Genomic DNA, 14,824 nt, shown 5'->3' on the forward strand with positions numbered 1-14,824 from the left:
TGTCGGCGCCCTCGTATGCGTGTATAGCAAGAGGGATTACAAGGCGCAATTTCCCGCCCGTGATGTCCGGAATTCGGCGGTTATGTCGTTTTGATTGAATGCTTATGCACAACGGGCTGGCGGAATCTGCTTGATCATTGCGCTTTTGTGGACTCGTTCTCATTTGTCCGCAAATGCCTGTTTTACGGGTTTTTTATTTTTGTGAACAAAAAATGACCAGTAGTGTTTTAGGCGTAAAACAGCGTGGATATTGGATCCACGATAATTCCATCAACAGAGTTATCCACAGGTTGCAGCTGTTTAAGGGCGCTCTGCCAGGAGCAGGAAATTGCGTGGTGTGAGCGGGGATTCGCAGAAGGTGCCGAGACGAACGACATAACCCTGCTCAATGAGAAAGAGTGCCCGATCGAGTACCAGCCACAGCTCCAGCGGCCGTCGGAAAAGGCCTCGCAGCAGCTCCAGGTTGCGCACTTCGGCCAGTCGCTGCCAACCGGCGGCTTCCAGTGCGGCCCAATCTGGCGTGCGGACTGTGGATAAGTCTTTGAGTGCGGCCAGATCGCGGCAGTAATCGGCGAAAGGTTTGTCCAGCCAGGCGCTGGGCAGGGAAGGGGTGGGCAGGTATTCGTCGACGCCGCGCAATTGCCGTTGCAACAGGTCGAACCCCAGGCGCCGGGCCATGGAGGTGTCGCGCTGGCGTCGGACGCGTGCGCCGGCGGTGACGGTTTCGCTCATCGGCAGCGCAAGATCATCGAGGGAAAGGTGTAGGTCGGAGCGCTCAGCCACGCAGGAAAGTGGCCGATAGGTGTTCAGACTGATCCGGTTGTAGCAGCACGGTGCGATGGCCAGTTGTTTGCAACCGGCGGCGCTGGCGAGCTGGATCAGTCGCACATGCAGATCCCCGCAGGCGTGTAGTGCTACGGGTGTGTGATCGGCATTCACATAAAGAGGCTGCGCCAGGCGCGAGTACATCCTGTTCGACATGCAGCGCATGCATTTGATGGCGCTGGCTGAGTGCCTCGCCGCTGGCGACCAGTGCCGGGTCGTATTCCAGGCAGGTCAGTTGTTGACCAGTTTGCAGCAGGCGTCGCCCCAAATGGCCCTTGCCCGAACACCAGTCCAGCCAATGCGTCGGTGCACGGGCAAACTGCAAGCAGCCGGCGAACGCTTCAATCTGCTGCCACTTGCGCCCCGGTACATCGACATTCAGCCGATGGCCCGCCGCTTCGAGTGCACGAGCCGGCAATTCACCTACCGCACTCAGCTCAAGAGACATCGCTGCCAATGAAGTAAACGGCTCCGGTGCATCGAGCCAGCCAGGCTGGTTATGACTGTTTTCCGCATCTTCCAGCGACCGCCCGCGTAGCCACAACGCCAGTTCCGGGTAGGACGCTTCCCAGGGTAGTTGCAGATGGGTAAACGGTCGGGGCTTCCACAGCGCCTGATGCTCGATCAGAAAAGCATCCAGCGCAGCGAAGCGGGCGAGTAGGGGCTCGCCCGTCAGCACGCAGGCATCAACGCCCTTGGCAGGCATCGACGCGCAACCAGCGCTCCAGCAGCTTGAAGCCGCGCACCAGCACGTAAGCCATCAGCAGATAGAACATGCCCGCGGCGAAGAAGATCTCAACCGGCAGGTAGGTGCGAGCAATGATGGTGCGGGCCATGCCGGTCAGCTCCAGCAGGGTCACTGTACTGGCCAGGGCACTGGCCTTGAGCATCAGGATCACTTCGTTGCTGTACGCCGGCAGGCCGATACGCGCAGCACGTGGCAGCATGATGTAGAACAACGCCTTGGCCCGGGACATGCCCAGCGCCCGCGCCGCTTCGATCTCGCCCGGTGGAATCGCCTGGATCGCGCCACGCAGGATCTCGGCGATGTAGGCCGCGGTGTGCAAGGTCATGGTCGCGGTGGCGCACCAGAACGGATCGCGCAGGTACGGCCACATCGAGCTGTTACGCACCGCATCGAATTGCGCCAGGCCGTAGTAGACCAGGAACAGCTGAACCAGCAACGGCGTGCCACGGAAAAAGAAGATGTAGCCGTAGGGGAATGCCCGCACATACCAGAGTCGCGATGAGCGAGCGATGCCCAGCGGAATTGCCAGCAGCAACCCGGCAATCACGGCGATGGCCACCAGTTCCAGGGTCAGCGTCGCGCCCTGAGCCAGTTTTGGCAGCCACTTGATGATGACTTCCCAATTCATTGGGTGCTCCTCGCGAAGCCGCGAGCGGCACGTCGTTCCATAAAGTGCATGCCGGTCATGGCCAGAATGGTCAGGCTCAGGTACATGAAGGCAGCCACCATATAGAAGGTGAACGGTTGCTTGGATACGGTCACGCCGATTTGCGCGTGACGCATGATTTCTTCCAGGCCGATGACCGATACCAGCGCAGTGTCTTTCATCAGAATCATGAACAGATTGCCCAGGCCCGGCAGGGCGATGCGCCACATCTGCGGCATGATCAACTTGGTGAAGATGCGGAATTTCGACAGGCCCAGGGCCACACCGGCTTCACGGTGACCTTTGGGAATCGCCAGAATCGCCCCGCGAAACACTTCCGTGGCATAGGCGCCGAAACACAGCCCCAGCGCAATCACACCGGCGGCAAAGGCGTTGAGTTCGAGCTCGGGGTTGCCGAAGAACTCACCCAGCGCACGCATCAGGTTGACTGTGCCAAAGTAGATCAACAGCACCCAGAGCAATTCCGGGATGCCGCGAACCAGCGTTGAATAAGTGCCGCCAAGCCATTGCAGCGGCTTGTACGGGGAAGTCTTGGCCAAGGCGCCGAGCAGACCGAGCACCAGCCCCAGGCACAAGGCCGAGAGTGCCAGTTTCACAGTCATCAGCGCGCCAGCGGCGAGCGCCGGGCCGAATCCGTAGAGGTCGATAATCATGGATTTCTTTTCAAATCGCGGCAGGCAATGCCAAGGACTGGCGCCGTCAGCGAACGGCGCCGGTCAGGCAGGTCAGAATCAATAGATGCTGAACGGGAAGTACTTGTCGTTGATCTTTTTGTAGGTGCCGTCAGCGACGATTTCTTTCAGCGCAGCGTTCAGCTTTTCGCGGATCGGGTCGTTCTTGCGAACGGCGATACCGATCTTGTCGCTTTCTTCTACCGGGTCGCCCTTGAATTCGTAAGCGCGGCCTGCGTCGCTTTTCAGCCATTCATAGTTGACGTACTTGTCGGCCAGGATGCCGTCCAGACGACCGGAAGTCAGGTCCAGGTAAGCGTTTTCCTGGGTGTCGTAGAGTTTGACTTCGACGCCTTCCATGTTGTCTTCCAGCCAGGTGCCGGCCAGGGTCGCGCGTTGGGCGCCGATCACCTTGCCTTGCAGCGAAGCCTTGTCGGTCTTGAAGTCGACGTCTTTTTTGGCAATGAACTGCAGTTTGTTGGAGTAGTACGGTGCGGTGAAGTCCACCGCTTGCTTGCGCTCATCGGTGATCGACATAGAGGAGATCAGGAAGTCGAACTTCTTCGCGTTCAGGGCCGGGATGATGCCGTCCCAATCGGAGGTGACCACGGTGCACTCGACTTTCATCTTGGCGCACAAGGCGTCGCCGATGTCTTTGTCGAAGCCGACGACATTGCCACTGGCATCTTTATTGTTGAACGGCGGGTAGGCCGCTTCGATGCCCATCTTCAAGGTCTCGGCGGCGGCACCGGCGCTGAAGGCCAGGGTGACGGCCGCAGCCAGGAAGATTTTTTTGTAGTTCTGCATGCGGGTAGCTCCGTTAGCGGTTGCTGGACATGAATTGTTTGCAGCGCGCCGAAAGCGGGTTATCGAACACCTGCTGCGGCGATCCTTGTTCTTCTACCAAGCCCTGGTGGAGGAACACCACTTCGCTGGAAACCTGACGGGCGAAGCCCATTTCATGGGTCACGAGCAGCATGGTGCGGCCTTCTTCGGCCAGCGCGCGGATGACATTAAGTACTTCCTGGACCATTTCCGGGTCAAGGGCGGAGGTGGGTTCGTCGAATAGGATCACCTTGGGTTGCATCGCCAAAGTGCGGGCGATGGCTGCGCGTTGCTGCTGGCCGCCGGAGAGTTGTGCGGGGTAGGCGTGGCGCTTGTCAGCGATGCCGACCTTGGCCAGCAGGGCTTCGGCGACTTCGATGGCCTCGGCCTTGCTCTGACCGAGTACGCGGCGCGGGGCCTCGATGATGTTGTCGAGCACGGTCATGTGCGGCCAGAGATTAAAGTTTTGAAATACAAAACCGATCTCGCTGCGCAGGCGATTGATCTGTTTGCCGTCTGCAGCGACCAGTTCGCCGTTCTTGGCGGACTTGAGCTTGAGTTCTTCGCCGGCCACCAGGATCTGGCCCTGGTGCGGGTTTTCCAGCAGGTTGATGCAACGCAGGAACGTGGACTTGCCGGAACCGGAGGAGCCCAGGATCGAGATCACGTCGCCGTCGCGGGCGGTCAGCGAGATGCCTTTGAGCACCTCAAGCTGTCCGTAGCGTTTGTGCAAGTTGCGGATTTCAAGCGCGGGCGTGGCCTCAGCCATGTGCGTTCCTCATAGTGTGTTGCGCTCCTGCTGTTGGTCGCCTTCCTGGCGAGGCGGCCAAGCTAGCATAGCGTTCGAATGGCAGCCAACAGCGCTCGGGACGGTAAACGGATGGCATGTGGCAGGTTGTCGCATCGGTACAGCAGACTGTCGCGCTGCTATCAACCGAACAGCCGTTTGAACCCGATGGGGTGCGGCTGTCCCGTAAAAAAAGGCGCGATGTTGCCAGCTTTGGCGGGGTGTTGGAAGCGCTAACCGGCCAAACGTTCCTGATCTGCACTTTTATTGTGCGCGCCTGCCTTTTTGGGTGTGTTTCCGGTGCATGGATTCGTTCCTGAAGTGGGTGGCAAGGTAACGCTCTGGCTAAATGCCATTAATCTCAATGACTTGCGATAAGCACTCCATCGGCGCACAGGCCGCGTATACCGGGGGCGTGAAACATTTTGGCGCAATTATTGCGTGCAGAATAAGGAACACTCTGTTGGATTCTTTTTACGACAAGGGATTTTCAGGCAGGGTGGACTGAATCGATTTCCAGGCAAAGGTAGTTTCAATGAGCAGTACGCAAAGCTCCAATGGCCTCGAACAGGGGCTTAAACCGCGTCATGTGACCATGCTGTCGATCGCCGGTGTTATCGGCGCCGGGCTGTTCGTCGGCTCCGGCCACGCCATCGCCGCTGCAGGCCCGGCCGTGCTGTTGGCCTACGCTGCCGCCGGTGCGCTGGTGGTTCTGGTCATGCGCATGCTCGGCGAGATGGCCGTTGCATCGCCAGATACAGGCTCCTTCTCGACGTATGCCGATCGTGCGATCGGTCACTGGGCCGGTTTCACCATCGGCTGGCTCTACTGGTGGTTCTGGGTTTTGGTCATCCCGCTGGAAGCTAACGCTGCGGCGACCATTCTGCATGCCTGGTTCCCGAACGTGGCGATCTGGGCCTTCACCTTGGTCATCACGTTACTGCTGACGGTGACTAACCTGTTCAGCGTGAAGAACTACGGCGAGTTCGAGTTCTGGTTCGCCCTGGTCAAAGTCGTGGCGATCATTGGCTTTATCGGTCTGGGCATTCTGGCGATCTTCGGCCTCCTGCCCACCAGCCAGGTCAGCGGCGTGTCGCACCTGTTTGACACTCAAGGCTTCCTGCCAAACGGCATGGGCGCGGTGCTCGGCGCGATTCTGACCACCATGTTTTCCTTCATGGGTACTGAGATCGTGACCATCGCGGCCGCGGAATCGAAGAACCCTGGCCAGCAGATTTCCAAGGCGACCAACTCGGTCATCTGGCGGATTGGCTTGTTCTACCTCGTCTCCATCTTCATCGTTGTGGCCTTGGTGCCATGGAACGACCCGATTCTGGCCAGTGTTGGTTCTTACCAGACCGTGCTTGAGCGCATGGGGATCCCGAATGCCAAGCTGATCGTTGATATCGTGGTTCTGGTTGCGGTCACCAGCTGCCTGAACTCCGCGCTCTACACCGCTTCGCGGATGATGTTCTCGTTGGGTAAACGCGGCGACGCGCCGGCCATTTCCCAGCGCACCAACAACAGCGGCACGCCTTATTGGGCCGTGATGTTGTCGACCGCTGCGGCATTTCTCGCAGTCTTCGCCAACTACGTGGCCCCGGCTGCCGTGTTCGAATTCCTGCTGGCCAGCTCTGGCGCCATCGCGTTGCTGGTGTACCTGGTGATCGCGTTTTCGCAACTGCGTATGCGCAAACAGCGCATGGCTCGCGGTGAAAAAATAGCCTTCAGCATGTGGTTGTTCCCGGGTCTGACCTACGCGGTGATCGTATTCATCATCGCCGCCCTGACCATCATGCTGTTCCAGGAAGCGCATCGCGTGGAGATCCTCGCGACGGGTCTGTTGAGTGTGTTGGTGGTGGCTGCCGGTTTGATTGTGGCGCGTCGTCGCAAGCTGCAGAAACTGGGCGCGGTGGTGCTGAGCTGATCCGTACCGCGTAACGCAAAACGGCCGCTGTCAGTGATGACACGCGGCCGTTTTTAGTTCTGAAGAGAAGGCGTGTTTACTCGCTCTTTTCTTCCTGCGCATCCAGCGACTGACGATAGCTGTCCAGCGCATCGCCAAAGTCAGTGATGAATTGTGGATCGGTCAGCCAGGCCTGAGCGGTATCGCGGTCCATGCCGTCGGCCCACATGCGGTAGTCGATCAGCATGTCGGCGGCCAGGTGCGTGGCGGCCATGGCTTCGTTGTCGGCGTTTTCCATGTCCAGCAGTTCTGGATGGTCGCTGATGATCCCGGCGAGGTTCGACAGCAGGGTCAGCAGCATGTCGTTGCGGCTGGTGGCTTCGGCGTCACGCATTTTGCTGAACATCGCCAGGGTGTATTCCGGGATCGGCTCCCCGATCTCACCCAGGTCATCGTTCAGATCGGCAGGCTTTCTGCCGACCATGCGGATCTGTTTGGCTTTGGCCTTTGCACGTTTGGCGCGTTTCTGTTGCTTATTCAGGGATGCCATGGGAACTCAGTGGGTTTTCTGTTGGGTTTGGGCCGCGATGGCGTCGGACGCCGCCACGTAATCAGCCTGGAAGGCCGGTGATTCGATCCACGCCAGCGCACCGGCCTCGTCGGTCTCGGTGGACCATTGGCGGTATTCGATCAGCGCTGCGAGGATGAAGTCCATCGCGCCTTCTTCGCCTTCCTGTTCGTACACCAGCTCCAGCAGTGGGTCTTCAAGGAAGGCTGTGCACATGGCCTGCTGGCTGGACTTTTCGGCGTCGATCATTTTTTTGAACAGTTCGGTCAGGTCCACCGATTCGAAGTCGATGCGATCGTCGTTCGGGTCCAGCTCGACCGGCGCGGCGGCCCGCTGGGTGCGGTTCTGCTTGGCCTTGGCTTTGGCGCGGGAGGCGCGTTTGTTCTGCTTGTTGGCGGAGGCCATGGGCGTCGTTCCGTAATTCGTTGAGAGGGCGCATCAAATCAGTTGCGTGGCATTCGCCGCCCGGGTGTATCGGGGGCCAGCTCGCCGGTCTGCAGCCAGGACAATGCAATGGGCCATAGTGTGGCTTGGTATGCGCTGCGAAAAAAGGCGAAATGTCCGACTTCTTCTTCGCCGATGTCCTCAGGCGCGATTCTCAGGTGGGTATTTGTACTATTGGTGAAGTAGCCGAGCAGGCGCTCGATAGCGGGTGTCGTGCCGTAGGGATCGTCACTGAGGCTGATGGCCAGGGTTTGTGCGCTGACGTTGGCGAAGGGGAGCCGACCGGTTCTGGCGTGGATGAGACGACCGCTGGGGCGCTTCTCATATCGGTCGCTGGGTGTGCTCCAGTCGCGAACCACGCCGGCGGGGGTGTCTTCGAGCCAACCCAGGCGTTTGCCGGGGAAGTAGCCGCAAAGCGTCGTCATCAACGGCATCACCACGTGCCACTTGGCGAACATCCGCCAGCGATGAGCGGGGGCGTAGTCGCGCCAGTAAGCGAACTGCGCGCCCACTGTCACCAGGCGTCGGATCAAATGCCCGGAGGCCCCCAGTCCCGCAGCACAGCCGCCGAAGCTGTGGCCGACGACATTGATGGGTTGTCCCGCAAATTCGCGTTGCGCTTTTTGCAGCATCGCCTCGAAATCCAGCGCGCCCCAGTCGGACCATGTGGCCTCAAGCCCTTTCAGCGATGCGGGACGCGACTCGCCGATGCCACGGTAGTCATAAGTGATCACATCAAAGCCGTTGGCGAACAGGTAATCGGCGAAGCGCGAATAGTGCCGGCAACGGACAGAGGTGGCGGCGTTGATGATCACCACCGGGCGGGACGGGTCTTGAAGGGCGTGCCGCCAGGTGAAGCCGCCAAGGAGGAAGCCGTCGGCGGCGGGCTCCTTGAAGGATTCGCCGGGTGTGCGGGTGGGCAACGGCAACTCGAATTGAGTCGGGGCCAGTGAGGGCATGTCCTGTAAGTTCATCGGATTTGAACCTTGGCGGCGAGCTACTCACCATAGTCGTCATGCCGTTTATGAACAATCTGCCCGCGCTTATCGGGGGCGTTTGAGTAACCGTTCCTCAAGCACCGCCCATTCCCGATCCAGTTCTGTGCGAAGTTCCTCCTCACTCGGCAGCACCAGTCTGTAGGTACTTGCGAACAGCTGTTCATTGCCTTGCAGTACTGAATAGCGCGCCACCGATTCATCTTTCTGTGCGCAGAGAATGATGCCGACGGTGGGGCCATCCTCCTCTCCGCGTTTGAGGTCGTCGTACATGCGCACGTACATGTCCATCTGGCCGACATCCTGGTGGGTCAGTACGCCACGCTTGAGGTCGAAGATGACGAAGCACTTGAGCAGGTAGTTGTAGAACACCAGATCGATGTAGAAGTCTTTGCTCTCGGTACTGATGCGTTGCTGGCGAGCGATGAAGGCGAAGCCTTTGCCCAGTTCGAGCAGAAAACCCTGAAGTTGATCGATCAGTGCTTGTTCAAGTTCGCTTTCCTGAACCAGGCCCGCATTGGGCAGGCCGAGAAACTCCAGTAGCACGGGGTCCCGGATGAAATCCCGAGGGCTGGCGTTCATTTGCTGGATGTTGATGGCGGCTTCCTGTTTGACGGCAGACCGGTCGCGACTCGCCAGCAGGCGCTCGTAGTAGAGGGTGTTGATCTGACGCTCGAGGGCGCGACTTGACCAGTTCTGGAGCGCTGATTCGTTCATGTACCAGTGGCGAGCGTTGTCGTTGTCGACTCGCAGCAGCCTGCGGTAGTGGGTCCAGCTCAATTCGGAACGCACTGCGTTCCAAATTGGAAAGGTCTGATAAAAGTCCCGCATGTATCGCAGATTGCGTTCGTCAAAACCTTTTCCAAACTCGGAAGTCAGGACTTTGGCCAGCGTCGATAGCAGCTGCTTGCCATAAGCCGCCCGCCGAGCGCCTTCCTGTTCGAATTCCACAATATGCCGGCCGATCTGCCAACAGGTTTGCACCTGAACGGTATCGACCGCTCTCAGCACCTTTTGACGCGCTTCACGGATCAGTTCGCCAAGACTGCCGAGCAGTGAAGCCATTTGTGGATCTTGAGTGTTATCGGGTTTGAGGTGGCTCATGACATCTTCCGCAGCTGGAGGGAACAGGCGCAAGAGGATGGCAAGAGAGTGATAGTCGGGGATGCCGGGCGCTGCTGGTAAATCGGAAGGAAATACCGGATTCGTCTTGCAGGACACCACCGACTACAGCTCGTACTTGAGGAGTAAATCGTGTAGTCCGATTCGCAGTGAGCTCAATTCCGAATCGTTCTAAAACTTGAGTATTCGGCGATAAATCTAAAAGGAGTAACGAGTGGGTTCTACGTAACCCGGGAGTCGCCATCATGAAGTACGTCCATTCATTCATGCTGCCCATCGCCGCTGTCGGCCTACTGCTGTTGCCAGTCGCGCTTAACGCCGCCAGCCTTGAGCCAATTGACAGCTCGGCCGTGCAAGTCCAGCAGCAACAACAAAACGGGATTACCTACCTGTCCGGGGGGATTGGAGAGGACGAGGCTAAAGCCATTCAGCAAACCAAGGGCTACAACCTGCACATGACATTCTCCACCGGGCCTCAGGACGAATACGTTCCCGATGTGGATCTGGTTATTCAGAAAGCCGCAGGGCAGACCGTGCTGACACTGAGTGAGGCTGGACCGTTGGTTTACGTTCAGCTGCCTGCCGGCAAGTACACCGTTATCGCCACGCATAAAGGTGAGGTGCGGCGTGATACAGCGGATGTGGGCAGTGGTGCCGCTCGCAATCTGGTTTTCCACTGGGGCGGTCAAAACTAGTCAGGAGAGCTGGCTTGCGTGATGTCCGATTAAATCGCAGGCATAAAAAAACCCTGAATCTTGCGATTCAGGGTTTTCGGTATTTGGTGCCCAGAGACGGAATCGAACCGCCGACACGGGGATTTTCAATCCCCTGCTCTACCGACTGAGCTATCTGGGCAACGGGGCGCATTAAACGGGTTTTTCAGGGGGTCGTCAAGCAAGTTTTCAAAAAATATTTAATTATTACCGTCGCTTACGTGCCGACCCCGGATTTTGATCAATTATTGAGCAGGCGGAACGTAGCCTTCGACCTTGGCGTATTCCTCACCGGAAAAGAACTTGTCCATCTCGCCCTGAAGAAATTTACGGTCTTCGGCGTTCATCATGTTCAGGCGTTTTTCGTTGATCAGCTTGGTCTGGTGGTCCTGCCAGTCGGCCCAGGCCTTTTGCGATATGTGCTCAAAAATATCCTGACCCTTGGCGCCCGGGTACGGTGGGCGCTCAAGGCCTGGCAGTTCTTCTTTGTACATGCGGCACATTACGGTGCGGGTCATTGCAACTCTCCTGCGTTCAATACGGCGGCCGCGCGCTCGAGCAAGGTTTTGACCGGGGCGGCAAGGCCCAGGCGCGGCGGGGTGGCGAGGTTATACCAGAGCCAGTCGGCCTCGGCCACGTGATGACCGGCCTCCTGGACCTGCACCAGCCAGGGTTCGATGGATAACTGAAAGTGGCTGAAGGTGTGCACCAGGCTCGGCAGTGCCTGCTGGCTGCCCAGTTCCAGCGAGTGCTGCGAAGCCAGATGTTGCAGGTCGTCGAGGTCATCGAGTTCCGGCAGGCTCCAGAGACCGCCCCACAGGCCCGTGGAAGGGCGTCGGTAAAGCAGAATCGCGCCATCGCCGTTGGCGAGCATCGGCATCAGCGTGCGCTTCTGTGGCACGGCTTTGCGTGGCTTGGGGATCGGGTAGCGGGTTTCCAGGCCGAGCATGTGTGCTTCGCAGCCCTTTTCCAGCGGGCAGAGCAGGCAGCTCGGTTTGCTGCGGGTGCAGAGCGTGGCGCCCAGATCCATCATCGCCTGGGTGTAGGCGTTGACCCGATCATGTGGCGTGAAGCGCTCAGCGTTCGCCCACAGCTGTTTGGCGACCTTCGGCTCGCCCGGATAACCCTCTTGCGCAGTAAAACGCGCCAGCACCCGTTTGACGTTGCCGTCGAGGATCGGCGCGCGGATACCCATGCTCAGGCTGGCAATCGCCCCGGCGGTGGACAGGCCGATACCCGGCAGCTCGGTGAGTTTTTCCACATCACGGGGAAACTCGCCGCCATATTCGGCGACCACAATCTTCGCGGTCTTTTGCAGGTTGCGCGCGCGAGTGTAGTAACCGAGGCCGGTCCACAGGTGCAGTACTTCGTCTTCCGGTGCTGCGGCCAGGGCTTCGACGGTTGGCAGCGAGGCCATGAACCGGTCGAAGTAGTTCAGCACCGTGCTGACCTGGGTCTGCTGCAACATGATTTCCGAGACCCACACCCGATAAGGGGTGATGCCCTGTTGCCAAGGCAAATCGTGGCGGCCATGGCGGTCGTACCAATCCAGCACGGCCGTTGAAAACTGCTCGGCTCTCATCGCTTGAACAGCCCCTTGAGCGCGTTTTTCAGTTCCGGGCTGACTTTATCGCCAAGCTTCTCGTCGATTTTTTCGCTGATGCGCTCGCCGGCCAGCTTGCTGGCGACCTGGCTCATGCGTTCGCTGTCGAGGCGGCAAGCCTTGGCGCCCAACTCCAGCGGGCCACGGCAGCGCAGCGGCCATTCAATGCCGACGAATTTCTCGCCGACCTGACAAGCCGGGTCTGGCATGTCGCTCTTGTCGCCTTCGACGATGATGCCCAGGCGGTAATCCATGCCCAGCACCCGCAGGTCGATGTCGCCGTTACCGTTCACGGTCATGCCTGGGACGCGCACTTTCAGGTCCGGGTTATTGGCCACGCCATTGCGCAAAGTCAGGTTGCCCTTGAGCTCCTCGAAGGGAGTGTCCTTGCCCCGTGGTTCGCCACTGAGGGTTTTGCGATTCAGGGTGGCGATGCCTTTGCACAGTTGTTGCTCAAGGTTGGCATTGAGCAGCATGCCGTTGTTGATGACGAAGCTGGCGTTGCCGTTGAGGCTGTCGATCAGCGCGCTCTCGCTATTGCCACTGCCAGTCAGGGTGCTGTTGAGCGTGACCTGGCCTTTGACCGGTGGATTTTTCCCCTGGCCCTCGAGGATTTTCTCCACCGGCACGTTGTTGATGCGCGTCTGCATGTTCAGTGTCGGCACTTGCTGGCGCACATCCAGGGTGCCCTTGGCTTCGAAGTTACCGTCGTACAGATCGCCGCGCAGGTTCTCCAGGGTCAGCAAGCCGCCCTGGCCGTTGGCCTTGAGCGCCGCGTTCTGAATCGGCAGTTTGTCGAGGGTCAGTTGGCCGAAGGTCAGGTCGGCGTCCACGTCGAGTTTGCTCAGGCGCTCCACCGGGAACAGGCGGTCGCTGCTCCACGGGCCTTTGGTTGGTGATGGCGGCAGCGGTGTGCTGCCAGGGCCGGCCAGGGCATCGGCCTCGGTGCTGGCCACTTCGGCCTTGCGCACCTGAGTTGCGCTGTTGGCTTCGGCGGATTTCGGCGGCAGGTAACGGTCGACGTTGAAGGTGTCAGCCTTGAGGGTTGCCCGCAGCGATTGCTTGGCGAAGTCTTCAATGGCGATGCGGCCGCTGAAGTTGCTGTCGTCGAGTTTCAGGTTGATGTTATCGAGCGACAGGCTGGTCGGCGTGCCGGCAACCTGGCTGACCAGTTCAACTTTGCTCAGGCTACCTTCGGCCATCGCCGGGAGTTTCTGGCCGATGCTGTCGACGAATTTCGCCAGATCGAATTGGGCAATCGACAGGCCACCGCTGATTTGCGGGGTCTTGTCGAGGTCGTTGGCTTTCAGTTCACCCAAGGCGCGCAACTGGTTGGCGGAGATCTTGATGCCAGTCCATTCGGCGACGTTGGCGGCCTTGTCCAGCAGCAATTGACCTTGAGCGGCGAAGGTCATGGTCTTGCCTTGCAGCGGATCGCCAGAGACTTCGCCGGAGAGTTTCATGTCTTCGAACTTGTAGCGTTGCAGCGCTCGCTCGAAGCGCAGCTCGCCGGCCAGCTCGGTCCGCACCCGCAGAACCGGTTGGTTGGTACCCAGGAACGCCGTGAGTTTGACCGGGATGTTGGTCGAGTCATGAACCGGGCCGGTACTCAGCTGGATGCTTTCGGCGCTGAACTGCTTGCCGGTTTTCTCATCGCTGTACTCAACGCGGGCGTTGTTGACGGTCAGGCTGTCGATGTCCAGACGGACCGGTTGAGCCGGTTTTTCGGCCTGGGCGGTGGTCGTTGGCGCGGGTTCGCCGGTAGTGGCGGGCGTTGTGGTCGAGGTCGTCGCAGCCGCAGGCGCCGGCACCTTGCCGATGTCTTCCCAGTTGCCGTGGCCGTCCTTGTCACGGTTCAGGCGCAGGTTCAGGCCTTCGACGCGCACATCGCTCATCTGCACTTCGCGGCGCAGCAGCGGAATCACACGGACCGACAGACCGAGCATCTGCAGGTCAGCAAACGGCTCGGTGGGCTTGGCCAGGGTCGCCACACTGGCTTCGTGCAATTCCAGGCCCAGCCAGGGGAACAGGCTCCAGCCGATATCGCCATTGAGCGTCAGCTCGATGTGGGCCTTGTCGCGGGCTATCTGGCGAATCTCGTCTTTGTAGTCGTTGGGATCGAAGAAGTGGGTCAGGGCAAAGCCCAGCGCCACAATGATCAGCAACAGCCCGAGAAGTACCAGACCCAGGATTTTGCCGAACGCTTTCATGGGCGAGTCCTTGTATTAGTCGAATTCGAAATTTAGCCGGGGAGTATAGCGCCCCGAAGTGGCCGCCCGGTCAGCGATCATGTCGGGAGCGCATCCAGCGGCACTTTCAGCTTAGCCGCCAGCGCCTGGGCTTCTAGGTGCCCGGCGGGCGCGAGCAGGCGCAATGTCGCGCCCGATTGCACCGCCATTTTCTGCGCTTCGCTTACCAGGCGCTCGGCAACACCACGGCGGCGGGTGATTTTTCGTACACATAAATGGGACAAATGCCAGGTGTCATGGTGCCGTTGCAGACGTGCTGCGCCCAGCAACCGATCGTTGAAGCGTCCGGCGACCAGCGAGCCGTCCCGCAAGCAGCTTTCGATCAGCTCAGCATCCCCTGTAAACGGCGCAAACAGCCAGCTCGGGGCATCGCGGTAGATCTTCTGCAGATCTTGCTGATCCTGATAAGTGACCTGGTTCAGCAGCTCGACAATGATCGGCATGGAAATTCCTGTGAAGTTAAACGGAGCCATTCCCCGTGAAAACAATGTTCATCCAGTGGTACGAGATCGGATGACATACAAAACGTGATATCAGTTTGGTTTTTCTGTCACGTGCAAATGGTAACCTCTGCCCGTTCGTCCGTCCTTCTGCGACGTGATGTCGCACTAAAATGAAGCTTCACCTAAAAACAGTCATGTCTGCGTGCATAAAGGCTGGGGGTGAGGAGCGGCTGGCGAACCCTACTAATAATTGGGGGA

Annotated in this window: 15 protein-coding genes, 1 tRNA gene and 1 pseudogene; 3 read left to right on the forward strand and 14 right to left on the reverse strand. The window is 59.1% G+C overall.

Going from position 1 to position 14,824, the window contains the following annotated elements:
• Positions 1-300: 300 nt before the first annotated feature.
• The 5 genes and pseudogenes from AC1RL4_RS15765 to AC1RL4_RS15785 form a co-directional block, all read right to left on the reverse strand.
• Positions 301-1,531: pseudogene (locus AC1RL4_RS15765) on the reverse strand (methyltransferase).
• Complete coding sequence (locus tag AC1RL4_RS15770; RefSeq protein ID WP_007897471.1) at positions 1,512-2,201, reverse strand: ABC transporter permease; 690 nt, start codon at positions 2,199-2,201, stop codon at positions 1,512-1,514. Before AC1RL4_RS15770 ends, AC1RL4_RS15765 begins: the two are co-directional and overlap by 20 nt.
• Positions 2,198-2,893: an ABC transporter permease gene (locus AC1RL4_RS15775; RefSeq protein ID WP_019651467.1), complete on the reverse strand. Its 696-nt coding sequence runs from the start codon at positions 2,891-2,893 to the stop codon at positions 2,198-2,200. The genes AC1RL4_RS15770 and AC1RL4_RS15775 overlap by 4 nt, the downstream gene beginning before the upstream one ends.
• A 78-nt stretch (positions 2,894-2,971) precedes the next feature.
• Positions 2,972-3,718 (reverse strand): ABC transporter substrate-binding protein, encoded by a 747-nt coding sequence (locus AC1RL4_RS15780; RefSeq protein WP_019581788.1) that lies wholly within the window; start codon positions 3,716-3,718, stop codon positions 2,972-2,974.
• A 13-nt stretch (positions 3,719-3,731) separates the two neighbouring features.
• Entirely contained in the window at positions 3,732-4,505 is a 774-nt protein-coding gene (locus tag AC1RL4_RS15785; protein ID WP_019581789.1) for an ABC transporter ATP-binding protein, read from the reverse strand.
• A 116-nt stretch (positions 4,506-4,621) separates the two neighbouring features.
• Here AC1RL4_RS15785 and AC1RL4_RS15790 point away from each other — a divergent pair, with 116 nt between their 5' ends.
• Together AC1RL4_RS15790 and gabP are read left to right on the forward strand one after the other, a co-directional pair.
• Positions 4,622-4,843, forward strand: coding sequence for a hypothetical protein (locus AC1RL4_RS15790; RefSeq protein WP_155954631.1), 222 nt, complete (start codon positions 4,622-4,624; stop codon positions 4,841-4,843).
• A gap of 215 nt (positions 4,844-5,058) precedes the next feature.
• Positions 5,059-6,450, forward strand: a complete 1,392-nt coding sequence (gabP, locus tag AC1RL4_RS15795; protein ID WP_019581790.1) for a GABA permease — start codon at positions 5,059-5,061, stop codon at positions 6,448-6,450.
• A gap of 76 nt (positions 6,451-6,526) precedes the next feature.
• Here the strand turns inward: gabP and AC1RL4_RS15800 are convergent, their stop codons facing one another.
• The 4 genes from AC1RL4_RS15800 to AC1RL4_RS15815 form a co-directional block, all read right to left on the reverse strand.
• Positions 6,527-6,979 carry a hypothetical protein gene (locus AC1RL4_RS15800; protein WP_019581791.1) on the reverse strand — a complete coding sequence of 151 codons (453 nt, stop codon included), beginning with the start codon at positions 6,977-6,979 and terminating at the stop codon, positions 6,527-6,529.
• Positions 6,980-6,985: 6 nt separating this feature from the next.
• A complete protein-coding gene (locus tag AC1RL4_RS15805) occupies positions 6,986-7,402 on the reverse strand; it encodes a hypothetical protein (protein ID WP_019581792.1) in 417 nt (138 codons plus the stop codon).
• Between the two features lie 38 nt (positions 7,403-7,440).
• Entirely contained in the window at positions 7,441-8,415 is a 975-nt protein-coding gene (locus tag AC1RL4_RS15810) for an alpha/beta hydrolase family protein (protein WP_096481422.1), read from the reverse strand.
• Between the two features lie 69 nt (positions 8,416-8,484).
• Positions 8,485-9,540, reverse strand: coding sequence for a PDDEXK nuclease domain-containing protein (locus AC1RL4_RS15815; RefSeq protein ID WP_019581794.1), 1,056 nt, complete (start codon positions 9,538-9,540; stop codon positions 8,485-8,487).
• Positions 9,541-9,803: 263 nt separating this feature from the next.
• Here AC1RL4_RS15815 and AC1RL4_RS15820 point away from each other — a divergent pair, with 263 nt between their 5' ends.
• On the forward strand, positions 9,804-10,253 hold the full coding sequence (locus tag AC1RL4_RS15820; protein WP_019581795.1) for a hypothetical protein: 450 nt from the start codon (positions 9,804-9,806) through the stop codon (positions 10,251-10,253).
• Positions 10,254-10,337: 84 nt separating this feature from the next.
• Here the strand turns inward: AC1RL4_RS15820 and AC1RL4_RS15825 are convergent.
• The 5 genes from AC1RL4_RS15825 to AC1RL4_RS15845 all read right to left on the reverse strand — a co-directional run bounded on the left by AC1RL4_RS15825 (position 10,338) and on the right by AC1RL4_RS15845 (position 14,566).
• A tRNA-Phe gene (locus AC1RL4_RS15825) sits at positions 10,338-10,413 on the reverse strand.
• A gap of 103 nt (positions 10,414-10,516) precedes the next feature.
• Entirely contained in the window at positions 10,517-10,789 is a 273-nt protein-coding gene (locus AC1RL4_RS15830; protein ID WP_019581796.1) for an oxidative damage protection protein, read from the reverse strand.
• A complete protein-coding gene (gene mutY, locus AC1RL4_RS15835) occupies positions 10,786-11,853 on the reverse strand; it encodes an A/G-specific adenine glycosylase (RefSeq protein ID WP_019581797.1) in 1,068 nt (355 codons plus the stop codon). Before mutY ends, AC1RL4_RS15830 begins: the two co-directional genes overlap by 4 nt.
• Positions 11,850-14,084, reverse strand: a complete 2,235-nt coding sequence (locus tag AC1RL4_RS15840; protein ID WP_019581798.1) for an AsmA family protein — start codon at positions 14,082-14,084, stop codon at positions 11,850-11,852. The genes mutY and AC1RL4_RS15840 overlap by 4 nt, the downstream gene beginning before the upstream one ends.
• Before the next feature lie 77 nt (positions 14,085-14,161).
• Entirely contained in the window at positions 14,162-14,566 is a 405-nt protein-coding gene (locus AC1RL4_RS15845) for an acetyl-CoA sensor PanZ family protein (RefSeq protein ID WP_019581799.1), read from the reverse strand.
• Positions 14,567-14,824 lie beyond the last annotated feature (258 nt).

Source organism: Pseudomonas sp. GW822-FHT07A10, assembly GCF_058798795.1.

Coding starts and splice junctions, on each gene's coding strand:
- AC1RL4_RS15770 (WP_007897471.1), bottom strand. CDS start 2,201: ATGAATTGGGAAGTCATCATCAAGTGGCTGCCAAAACTGGCTCAGGGC.
- AC1RL4_RS15775 (WP_019651467.1), bottom strand. CDS start 2,893: ATGATTATCGACCTCTACGGATTCGGCCCGGCGCTCGCCGCTGGCGCG.
- AC1RL4_RS15780 (WP_019581788.1), bottom strand. CDS start 3,718: ATGCAGAACTACAAAAAAATCTTCCTGGCTGCGGCCGTCACCCTGGCC.
- AC1RL4_RS15785 (WP_019581789.1), bottom strand. CDS start 4,505: ATGGCTGAGGCCACGCCCGCGCTTGAAATCCGCAACTTGCACAAACGC.
- AC1RL4_RS15790 (WP_155954631.1), top strand. CDS start 4,622: ATGTGGCAGGTTGTCGCATCGGTACAGCAGACTGTCGCGCTGCTATCA.
- gabP (WP_019581790.1), top strand. CDS start 5,059: ATGAGCAGTACGCAAAGCTCCAATGGCCTCGAACAGGGGCTTAAACCG.
- AC1RL4_RS15800 (WP_019581791.1), bottom strand. CDS start 6,979: ATGGCATCCCTGAATAAGCAACAGAAACGCGCCAAACGTGCAAAGGCC.
- AC1RL4_RS15805 (WP_019581792.1), bottom strand. CDS start 7,402: ATGGCCTCCGCCAACAAGCAGAACAAACGCGCCTCCCGCGCCAAAGCC.
- AC1RL4_RS15810 (WP_096481422.1), bottom strand. CDS start 8,415: ATGAACTTACAGGACATGCCCTCACTGGCCCCGACTCAATTCGAGTTG.
- AC1RL4_RS15815 (WP_019581794.1), bottom strand. CDS start 9,540: ATGAGCCACCTCAAACCCGATAACACTCAAGATCCACAAATGGCTTCA.
- AC1RL4_RS15820 (WP_019581795.1), top strand. CDS start 9,804: ATGAAGTACGTCCATTCATTCATGCTGCCCATCGCCGCTGTCGGCCTA.
- AC1RL4_RS15830 (WP_019581796.1), bottom strand. CDS start 10,789: ATGACCCGCACCGTAATGTGCCGCATGTACAAAGAAGAACTGCCAGGC.
- mutY (WP_019581797.1), bottom strand. CDS start 11,853: ATGAGAGCCGAGCAGTTTTCAACGGCCGTGCTGGATTGGTACGACCGC.
- AC1RL4_RS15840 (WP_019581798.1), bottom strand. CDS start 14,084: ATGAAAGCGTTCGGCAAAATCCTGGGTCTGGTACTTCTCGGGCTGTTG.
- AC1RL4_RS15845 (WP_019581799.1), bottom strand. CDS start 14,566: ATGCCGATCATTGTCGAGCTGCTGAACCAGGTCACTTATCAGGATCAG.